Below are 10590 nucleotides of genomic sequence, written 5' to 3'. Positions count from 1 at the left end.
TGACGCAATCTTATCAAATCGCCACGTTCTTTAGCTCGCAACACCTGTTTATATTCCGACAGGTGAGATATATCCGTTGTGGATATAGTCCCTCCGAGAAACGCAACTTTATTAATTATATCATTCATATAATCCACCTTAGAAGTTCTTTTCACACTACAAAAATACGATTATTTTCCGAATAACAGGTAATATTCTACGGTTAATTCGTAAAAACACCGTATAATACTACCAGTATCCGTTTTTCATATAAATCATATCTATAGAAGAAGCCCTGTGTCATCTGATGACACTGTTTTTGCTGTCTCGGATATAAAGTGGTTCTAGGAATTACTGCCGGATGATGGAGAAAATAATCGGGACAGTTCCGGGAAAATGCAGGAATAAACAGGAAAAAGCGAGACTGCCACTCAAAAACAACCCTGAGACAAGTTGGTATATGAAAATTGATATGTACTTACAATGGAGTGCATCTTACTGATAAATCGAATGTACAAGATGTAGTTGAGCAGTCGATTACTATAAATCTATCTTATAGATAAGTCTGCCGGTGAATTTATCAAGTTCATGGGTAGGCTTTATTTTCATCAAAAGAGAAGATGGCTTGTTCGAAAGTTGGTTGTGTGTTAACTGATGAAATAGCGCATTGTCAGGATATATACCCAATAGAACGAATTTGACAAGATCAAAGACTATTTTATCGTGAAACTCCGAATAAAGATAAACCAAATATCTCGGGAAAATCAATATTCTTAATATACTTTCTTGAAAAAAACAGTAAAAGAACAGGCATCATTCCGTAAAATATTACTTTATTCATTTTTACCATTTATTAAATAGTCATATCGTATAATAGAAAACACATCATACAACAGTAAACCACATTCCAATATAGAAGTAAAGTTAGTAATATATTTAAATAGGAAAAAGAAAACGAAACAATACGGAAACTTGCTTGAAGCAAAAAACACAAAAAAATGATTTTTCACCAATAATACCGTAATCCATGCCAAAATGCCTTGACTGAAATTAGTACCTTTGTATTATAATACTATTTATTTAAAATAAAATGAGAAAAGCTATTTATCTGTTATTTTTTTTAGTTTGGTTATGTCCTGCTGCTTGTATGGCTCAAGGTCTCCATTTTGGATTGAAAGCCGGTGTGCTTGGAAACAAAGCTGATATTCAAGGTATAAGCAACCGGGTTAAAACAGAGAATATGACTGGTTTTCAAGTAGGTCCCATGCTACAATATCAGACCGGTTTCTATGGACTAACCTTGGATTTTTCCCTATTGTATGTACAGCGTGGAGTGAAATTGACAAACACCTCCAATGACGTCAGTGCCGATATCAAGACACAAAGTATCGACATACCCATAGAATTAAAATGGGAAATGGGGTTGTCCGACAACTTTGACTTGTTTTTAGGAATAGGACCTTCTTTTTCCTTTTTAGTAAATGAGGACAATTGGGGACGCAAACTAGTCCATATAGCCGTAGATGCCATAGACAAGGATCTTTCTTCTATGGGATGGCGTTCCACTGAAGTCGGTCTGAATCTCGGAGGTGGCGTGAAGATAATGAAACATCTGATGCTGAGCTGCTACTATAACATCGGATTAACGGAATCCGCCAGACACCATATCGGAGGAGACAAGCATGACGCCATAGACCAGATTTTCGATGGTGATATTTTCAAATCAAGAAACAGATATTGGCAATTGTCCCTTGCTTATATTTTTTAATTAAGTAAAACAATAAAGTCCTATTTATATGGAGCATACATCCGCTTTTACTTCCATTATTGATTCGCAGCTTTTACCTATGAGAGTCGGAATTGTATTTTTAATGGGATGTTGTATTCTTGCCGCTTACTGTACCAATAAGCGCAAGAATATTGAAAAGAAAGAATATCCAATGCTTCTCAAAGGCTACCCGGAACATTGTAAAGGAAGGCTATAAAGGTAAAATATACAATTCTGGTAACTTTTAGACTCTACAAATGACAATCATAAAATATTTACTCTTTACATCATTAGTACTATTTAATTCTTGTCATTCTTACCCTTCCAAGAATGGACAAGATGATAAAACAGACGGCATTCGTTTGTAAGAGGAATTATGCTCTTTATGTAGACAGCATTATTAAATCCGATACCACCCTGCAACAGCGTTTTCATTGTTTAGAGGCGATGTTGGGCACGAATAAAGTATCTGTTTACTTCCAGATATACCGACAGCCCCTTTTGAAATCAGCATTCAAAAAAGACGTTTTTGATTCTCCGTCATGAGAATTAGATATTATATCAGATATCACATTTAGTCCTGAAATCATTCCAATAAATAAAAATTCTTTCGAACGGCCTGTAAATATAGTACTGAGTCCTATACCACGGGATATTCCGCAAGGAGAAGCCTTAAATTCTGATTCTCTATCATTGCGAACTGAATATGACTATCATCCTTTATCGGTAACAGGATACTATTGAAGTATTATTAATGAACAATTCACAGCATTTTCAAGAAATGTTCAGACGAAAAGTTGTTAATTATTCGGCAGTCAATCATGGAAGAGTTCAGCCAGCAACACCTTTTACGGCACCTGCATTCTTGGATACTCTGCAAATATCTATGAAAACAGACAAAGCTTTTTATCCGATAGACACAAAAAGCGTGTCGATGAGTCTGAATAATAATAATTCCAAAGTCCTGTTTTTGGGAGAGGATTATATGGTAGCACGTAAAGAAGACAATCAATGGCTACTACTGAATGGCAACAATGCATGGACTGATATAGGTATTGAAGTTAGACAAGGGAAAAAATATCAATTTGCAGCAAATCTTTATCCCCTTTTTAATGACAACAAGCCTGGATATTATAGGGTGTATAAGGAAATAGTTTTTTATAATTCTAAAGAAAAATAGTTTATGGTAGCGGTATTCCGAATAAATTAGGGATAAAGGAATTGGATACAGTTTTCGCTCATTAGATTTTTAAATTCAAATAAGATTTTTTTAAACCTAACAAGGGACATTCAGTAAAAAGATCGCAAAAGGATTCTGTATGTATAGTCAATCCGAATAAATAAACAAAAAAACTTCTGTATAACGAATAAAAGAGGCTGTGTCGTGTAACATGTTACGATACAACCTCTTTCACTATATTTTTTGAAAGGTTCTGTAACACTTTCAAACAGATAATTCTAACTACCGATAATCATTCATCGATCCAAATACGCCCAAAATCAAACTATAGAAACAGACTATCTTCGCTAATATTGGATAAGACGAGATTTCTATTCAACAAAAAGACATGAGGCAGAGACAGTTTCCCCATAGGTTTGTTTAGGACAAATCCACTCCATCAGCAAATACTCGCCACTATACCCGTCAAAGTAACGAAGCTTCAAAGGATGACACCCTTTTTCTAGATAGACAAACCCATTTGCTTCCACATAGCCGACAGCCCGATCATTGTCAACTACACGAACGCCTCCAATAAACAGGTCCGAACCGTCATTACTTTTCAAGGAGAAACCATAAGCTCCTGAAACAGGGACGGACAAAAAGCTTTCATACACATAGCCAAAATGATCCTCGTTTCTGAAATCATCCTCAAATTCTAAATAAGATTTCACTCCCTTTGCCTTCATAATAGCGATAAGATTCCCCCTGTCGCCTCCCTTTACATTTGATAGCCCGTGAGAAACCGATATAACGTTCATATACACGACTGGGCTTTCCATCCTTATAGGTACAAGCTTTCAATTTACGTGAGAAACCGATATAACGTTCATATACACGACTGGGCTTTCCATCCTTATAGGTACAAGCTTTCAATTTACAAGGAGCATCCAGTATGATCGCACCTTCACAACGGGAAGCACTACCAAATTCAGGCTCAGTTCCATCCAGTGTATAATAGGTATCACCTTCACCGCAAGACAAAACTATTGACAAGCCTTCTTTGACAAACGAGACCTTCCGCTCATCAACATATGGCATTTCTGGCATTTCCTTTGAAGCCAACAGATAGGACACTGGTATTTCTAGACGTTCAGTAGACGAGATATACATATTTGTCACACGGAAAGGCTGTGTCAATTGAGAAAGAGGACGAGTCATATCACAAACAGCATGTGCCGGAATACGAATACGATCACTCAAAACGCCGTTATCTAATAGATAAGGAATATCACTTTCATTCAATAGACGGACATGGAACTTTCCATTCCTTTCCTCATAAGAAAGTACTTTCAACGAAGAACGTAAAAACAATTTCAACATGTTCTCTTTTCCTGCCAATTTCTGATCAGCATAGGCGATTGAACGACCCGCATAAAGGGCCTCCTTAATGCTTTCTGGCGTATTTTCTTTTGCAAAAACAAACGTCAATGTACGGAATTTCTTTTTCAAGTCAAACAGGAAATCCATTGGATAATGAGCATCCGTTGCTCCAATATAAGCCAAGTTATACTGGTCTGCATAATCGATAGCACGCGGATAAAACTCTTCGTTATTGAATATCTCAATACCCTGAATCCGCTTTTGCTCGATATGACGAACAATATAAGCAGGCAATTCGCTGTTCTTATCTGGCCACCCAGGATGATTCGTTGTAATGTAAGCGCCCTCCGCAGCAGCTTTTTCAATCAGGCTGTCAGCTTCAGTCTCTGAAAAATTTCTTTTTTTCGGCATATAGTCATTACAGTCTTTGATAAAAAGGACATTCAAGTGTCCAACAGGATCGCTCCCTGTAATCTCCAACCCCTTTATCAGCGTAATTCCTTTACTTTCAGCCATTGGGAAGGCTTTATTGTAAGAGACATTACAATCCTTCGTTTCCGTGTGAGAACGAGGCACTGGCTGATGATCTGTGATTGAAATAGCGTCTAGTCCTTCAGCCCAAGCCTCCAATACACGCATTTCAGGAGTGACATGTCCATCCGAATAATAGGTATGCAAATGGAAATCACATTTCAGAGTTTTATATCCTGGCAAATCTGGCACTGCAATGTGTTTCGGATTAAAAGCACGAGAGGAAGAATATCCCTCCAGCAGTTGATACTGTACATTTTCATTTTGTGCGGACAAAGAGACACCCCACAATGTACATCCTAATATAAATACAGACTTCTTCATTTATTGTTTATAAAAATTTTATAGATAAAAGAAGTGGGTGATTGCCAATTATATGAAAACGCATACTATCCACAATCACCCATCCAAATTCATAAACTTTTGAAAAAAATATAAACTTCCCGTTTTCAAATTATTTAAATTTCTAACAAATCAACGTCCCCAGCCAGGATTAAAATTATACTCCTGCATAGGAATTTCATAAGTCATATACTCAACAGGAAGCGTACTATTACTAAGAGCTGTCCAATGAATTTTAGACCCTGCACGATCAATTGGTGTATTCCAGCGTTTAGCATTATAGAACTCGATTCCACCTTCCCCCCACATTTCTATACGCCATTGAAGTTTGATTAAATCTTTCAAAGCTAAACCGGATTTATAATTATCACAGGTTAACAATGAAGCCCCCTCTCTTGTTCGAGCAGCCAACAATTGATTTAATACCTGCTTAGACATTGCTTCATTGCCAATTTCTGCATAAGCCTCTGCCAGCATCAAAACAACTGACGAAGAACGGAATTTACACTGATCAGTATTTGTATGTTCTGAACGCTGGGTCTGCTGCAAGCAAATCGTAGCCCCCCACTTAGTATTTGTATAGGAAGGTAGTGTATGTGTATTCCCTTTAAAGTAAGTAAAATCTTTAGACTCCACAAGAACATTGTCTTTACGATAATCATTTTCATTAATTAAATTGTAAAAACGATCATCGACACGCATATAGAGTGGATTTGAACCTGTTCCATCGCCCGCAAACGGATTAAAATTCCCATAATAATACGTTCCAGCACCATCTCCATCTTTCCATCCTAAAATACATTCTGGATTAAGCGCTAAAAAAGTAAACGCATTTTCTTCAGCTTTTACTTCTTTTGTGCCAGCTTGAACCGCATCAAAATCTTTTGACTTAAACCCATAATTTGACTCTGCAATAAATGATTTATAATGGCTTAAGATATCTTCACATGCATCAATACACTGAGTGTAATCTCCCGTCCACAGGGCTACACGTGCTCTTAAATATTGAGCCACACCTAAATCTATATCTTTGGATTCTGCTGTATAGCCTGCAGATTCTTTACCCGTTTCTTTAAAAAGAGCAACCGCTTCATTTAAATCTCCCATAATAAATTTAAACGTTTCTTCGGCTGAAGATGGTGCAACTGGATCATTTAAGCCATAGACCTTATAAATAGGCATTCCTTCTCCACCTTTACCTCCATGTAAATATGCTTTCTGATAACGTTCCATAAGAAGCATATAGCTATATGCACGTACACACAAAGCTGCAGCACGCCCATTTTTCACCTCGGGAGTTCCTTTTTCAGCGACCTGCTCCGTAACAAATGTCAATACCTTATTTGCATTTGTCAAAATATTGCAAGGTAACGCCCACATTGCATAATTATATCCAGTCGTACTTTGGTCTCCACGCCATGGTTGAAAATCGTTATTATTCAGATTATACATATTAATATAAAATCCACCACGTGTGAAATTTTGTTGTGTCCCCACAACCATATCACTACAGCGTGCATTTAGCATAATATCCTGACCATCAGTAGCATTGATAGCATCGCTAGAATAGCCATTATAAGTGCCACTTATCCTAAAATTACCTTCCAAACCTGCACATAGTCCAGTAATAATAGTATTTTTCTTTTCTTGATCTTGCTCTTTATCGCTATTTAAGATCTCGAGGATCTGTTCATCTGTAAAATAATAAGGCTTTTGATCTAATTCTGAATCACAAGAAGAACAAATAGCTCCTACTAATAAAACTAATCCCCATTTTTTCCCTTTTGATATATAATTTTTCATACAACTTACAAGATTTATATATGAATTTAATAATTAAAATGTAACGTTTACGCCTATTGAAATCGTACGCATCACAGGGTAAGAATAAGCATCTACATCCATACCACCTGTCAAAGACATACTCGGATCAATACCAGGTGCAGCAGAGAACATAAATAAATTATCACCAGAAACATATACTCGTGCATTATTAATATAAGCTTTCTGAGTTAATTCTTTAGGGAGAGTGTATCCCAAAGTAATATTCTTCACACGTAAATAAGATGCGCTAAACAAGGCCATATCTGAATATCTCCAGTCATTACCCAATGTTACACCATCAATATAAACATTTCGAGATGCATAAAATTGCATTGGAAAATAAGCATCCGTATTTTCCGGAGTCCAGGTATTATTCAACAAATCTTTAGATGGTACCAATACACAAGCATCTACACCAGCAGCACTTCCTCTATAAATATTTTCAGCATAATCACGACTAAAATATTTACCACCCAACTGAAATGCCAATACTGCTGTAAAATCAAAATCTTTATACTTTAAAGAAGTTGTAAGACCACCAATCCATTTTGGTATTGCACTGCCAACTTCATATTTTGAAGCCTCATTGGGATCATTAACCTTTATATCGTCCCCGACCTTAGATCCTGCATATTTACCTACCTCCAGATCACTTTCAGTAACATGATGCCAATACATTGGAAGACCTGTACTCTGATCAACTCCTGCATATTTACGAATATATAAATTATACCAATCACGTCCTACACCACGCAAATAAAATCCTCCACCTTGAGCATCAGACGAGCCAGCTGTAGACCATCCTTCAGCATTTGCCTCATACGTTCCTTTCGGTAACATATTATTATCAGCAATCGCACCTTTCGGCAAATCAACCAATTTCGTTGTATAATGAGTTCCATTCAAACTTACATTCCAAGAAAAATCACTTGTACGAATAATATCCGCACCTAATTCCAACTCAATACCTCGGTTACGAATAGAAGCATCATTTGCTGTAATTGAAGTTTGCCCAGATGCCATATAAGAAACAGGACGTGCATAAAACGAATTATTCGTCAAACGATTATAAAAATCAAATGTCAATGTAAAACGACTATCCAAGAAAGACAAATCCACACCAGCATCCCAAGTCTGAGTTTTTTCCCATGTCAACCAACTATTCACCATATTACCCATACTTACAGTCCAAACGCCATTAGGAATACCTGTTCCACCAGACTGTGTTGTATATTGCGTTCCAATAGACCATTTTCGATAAGCATCAGTATAGTTAGAAATACCATTTGCATTTCCAATCACACCATAGCTAACCCGTAATTTACCGTTATCTAACCAACTCTGTGCAGGCTTCATGAAATCCTCCGCAGTAAAACGCCAACCACCACCTACAGACCAAAAGACACCCCAACGATTTCCTGCAAGAAATTTAGAAGAGCCATCTGCACGAACAGAACCTGATGCATAATATTTACTTTTATAATCATAGTTTATACGTGCCAAGTAAGATTCCATAACTTCTCGACTTTCATTATATTGAGGAGCCGTCATGCCTGAACCTGTTTGATATTTACCCACAAAGTTATTAGAAGAAATAAAACCAGGCATAAATTCATAAGCTGACCCCCAATAAGTTGACTTTAACGTCAACTTATTAAACTCATGAACAGCCATAGCATCAAATGTATGGTCATTTACATTCTTATAATAGCTAAGCATAATCTGAGAGTTTAAATTCTGATAATTATAATTGTATGTTGACATACCTCCTTTATTTTTGTCACGACCTACTAAAGATTGCGTATAACGTGTACGCGCCAATACATTTTGATCATAACCTAAAGTTCCTCGTAATTTAAAATCTTTCAAGAAGGAAATTTCTCCATAAATACGACTTGTCCAAGCATCTTTATCATCCACTCGTTTATCATTACCTTGCGAATAAATAATATCTGTACCACCATAGTTTTGGATCGTAGCACCCAACGGAGAATATGTCCCCCCTTCCAAGAAATAGTTTGTAGTTCCTGTTATTGAATTAACACGCAAAGAACCATCTTCATTATATGCATGAACAGGTACAATTGGAGCATGACCATTCACAAAACGCATCACATTACCTTGATTAGAACCAGCATCTGCACGCCCCCAAGTCAAGGCCATAGATTGTGTTGAAGTTTTTGAATAAGAAACCTGAACACCCATTTTAAACCAATCAAACACCTGCGCATTAACATTCGCACGACCGCTATAACGTTCAAATTTAGAGTTTTCCAAATAAGAAGGATCAGACAAGTAACCTAAAGATGCAAAATAATTAATTTTTTCATTACCTCCATTTACTGAAACATCATACTGCTGACGAAAACTATTTTTCAACAAATAATCTGCGTATGACTCATCATATAACAAACGAGCATTCGGATTGATTTTACCATCAGGATTCACTAAATAAGCTCCTGACATGGTAGCACTATGAGTTGTGCTTGTTCCATCAGGAGTGTAAATAGCACCAGGAACATCATAAGCCATAAAGTTTCCTAAACCATTACGTCCAAACGAGGTTTCACTTCCGATGTAATTAAATAAATGCTGACTTGCGAACAAAGCTGCCTCTTCATGAGTATGATTCGGACACATTCGTTGTCCAATCTTGAGGCAAACCTGTATTTTTCATACCATAACGATATGAATTATAAATCGACTTCCAAGCATATTCATAATAATCTGCAGCATTATCAACTGTACCATAATTAAAATTACCGATCGAATTAACACCCCAACGCCCATTAAACGAAACTTGCGCTTTACCCGACTTTCCTCTCTTTGTTGTCACCAATACAACACCATTCGCACCACGAGAGCCATACAATGCAGTTGATGCAGCATCCTTCAAGACAGTAATACTTTCAATATCAGAAGAATTCAAAGCCGCTAATGGATTCAAATCATCAACCATAGGAGCTGGAACACCATCAATAACTACTAACGCATTAGATGCACTCGCTTTCGTTGATCCCAAACCACGCACACGAATACCTGCATCCACACCAGGCTGCCCATCTACGGCAGAAACTTGAATTCCCGGAACCGATCCCTCCAATGCTTTTGTTGCGGAAGATGTGCTCTGTACACCGATAATTTTTGAGTCGATTTGTGTAATAGCTCCTGTAAGGTCTTTTTTTCTCTGAGTACCATACGCAACAACAACAACTTCTTCCAGTTGCTCGGTATCTTCTTCTAATTTGACATTAATAAACGTTCGATTTCCCACTTTCACCTCTTGGGACCTAAAACCGATAAACGAAAAAACCAATACGGCATCTTTTCCACCTGGAATACTTGATAAAGTAAACGTACCATCAGCACCTGTCATCGTACCGACCATCGTTCCTTTAATTGCAATATTAACACCAGGCATTTCTATTCCACCTGCATCAACTACTTTCCCTGAAACAGAGACTTGGGCAAACATCTGCAATCCTATACAGGATAGAAGACCCAAAAACAATAGAATCCGACTCTTCATAATTACTATCAAAGTTAAACATTATTTGCAAATATTCATTTTTTAAAAAAAACAAAACCATAAAGAATGGTATTT

Annotated in this window: 7 protein-coding genes; 2 read left to right on the top strand and 5 right to left on the bottom strand. The window is 37.0% G+C overall.

Annotated features, from left to right (window positions below):
• The first annotated feature begins 1069 nt into the window (after window positions 1-1069).
• Complete coding sequence (locus BHV83_RS20620; RefSeq protein WP_005640413.1) at window positions 1070-1747, top strand: porin family protein; 678 nt, start codon at window positions 1070-1072, stop codon at window positions 1745-1747.
• A gap of 754 nt (window positions 1748-2501) precedes the next feature.
• Window positions 2502-2927 (top strand): immunoglobulin-like domain-containing protein, encoded by a 426-nt coding sequence (locus tag BHV83_RS20615; RefSeq protein ID WP_005640406.1) that lies wholly within the window; start codon window positions 2502-2504, stop codon window positions 2925-2927.
• Between the two features lie 371 nt (window positions 2928-3298).
• Here BHV83_RS20615 and BHV83_RS20610 read toward each other — a convergent pair whose 3' ends face one another.
• From BHV83_RS20610 to BHV83_RS20590, 5 genes are all read right to left on the bottom strand, one after another.
• The gene (locus BHV83_RS20610; RefSeq protein ID WP_286757999.1) at window positions 3299-3640 is read right to left on the bottom strand and encodes a PA14 domain-containing protein; all 342 of its coding nucleotides are present in this window, start codon (window positions 3638-3640) and stop codon (window positions 3299-3301) included.
• Window positions 3618-5144 (bottom strand): PHP domain-containing protein, encoded by a 1527-nt coding sequence (locus tag BHV83_RS20605; protein ID WP_286757998.1) that lies wholly within the window; start codon window positions 5142-5144, stop codon window positions 3618-3620. Before BHV83_RS20605 ends, BHV83_RS20610 begins: the two co-directional genes overlap by 23 nt.
• 150 nt (window positions 5145-5294) lie before the next feature.
• Window positions 5295-6965 (bottom strand): RagB/SusD family nutrient uptake outer membrane protein, encoded by a 1671-nt coding sequence (locus BHV83_RS20600; RefSeq protein ID WP_156682737.1) that lies wholly within the window; start codon window positions 6963-6965, stop codon window positions 5295-5297.
• A gap of 33 nt (window positions 6966-6998) precedes the next feature.
• Entirely contained in the window at window positions 6999-9626 is a 2628-nt protein-coding gene (locus BHV83_RS20595) for a SusC/RagA family TonB-linked outer membrane protein (RefSeq protein ID WP_286757996.1), read from the bottom strand.
• Complete coding sequence (locus BHV83_RS20590) at window positions 9604-10515, bottom strand: TonB-dependent receptor plug domain-containing protein (protein WP_286757995.1); 912 nt, start codon at window positions 10513-10515, stop codon at window positions 9604-9606. Before BHV83_RS20590 ends, BHV83_RS20595 begins: the two co-directional genes overlap by 23 nt.
• Window positions 10516-10590: the final 75 nt, after the last annotated feature.

Source organism: Parabacteroides sp. merdae-related_45_40 (assembly GCF_001915675.1).
This window is presented reverse-complemented; position numbering and strand designations above follow the sequence as displayed.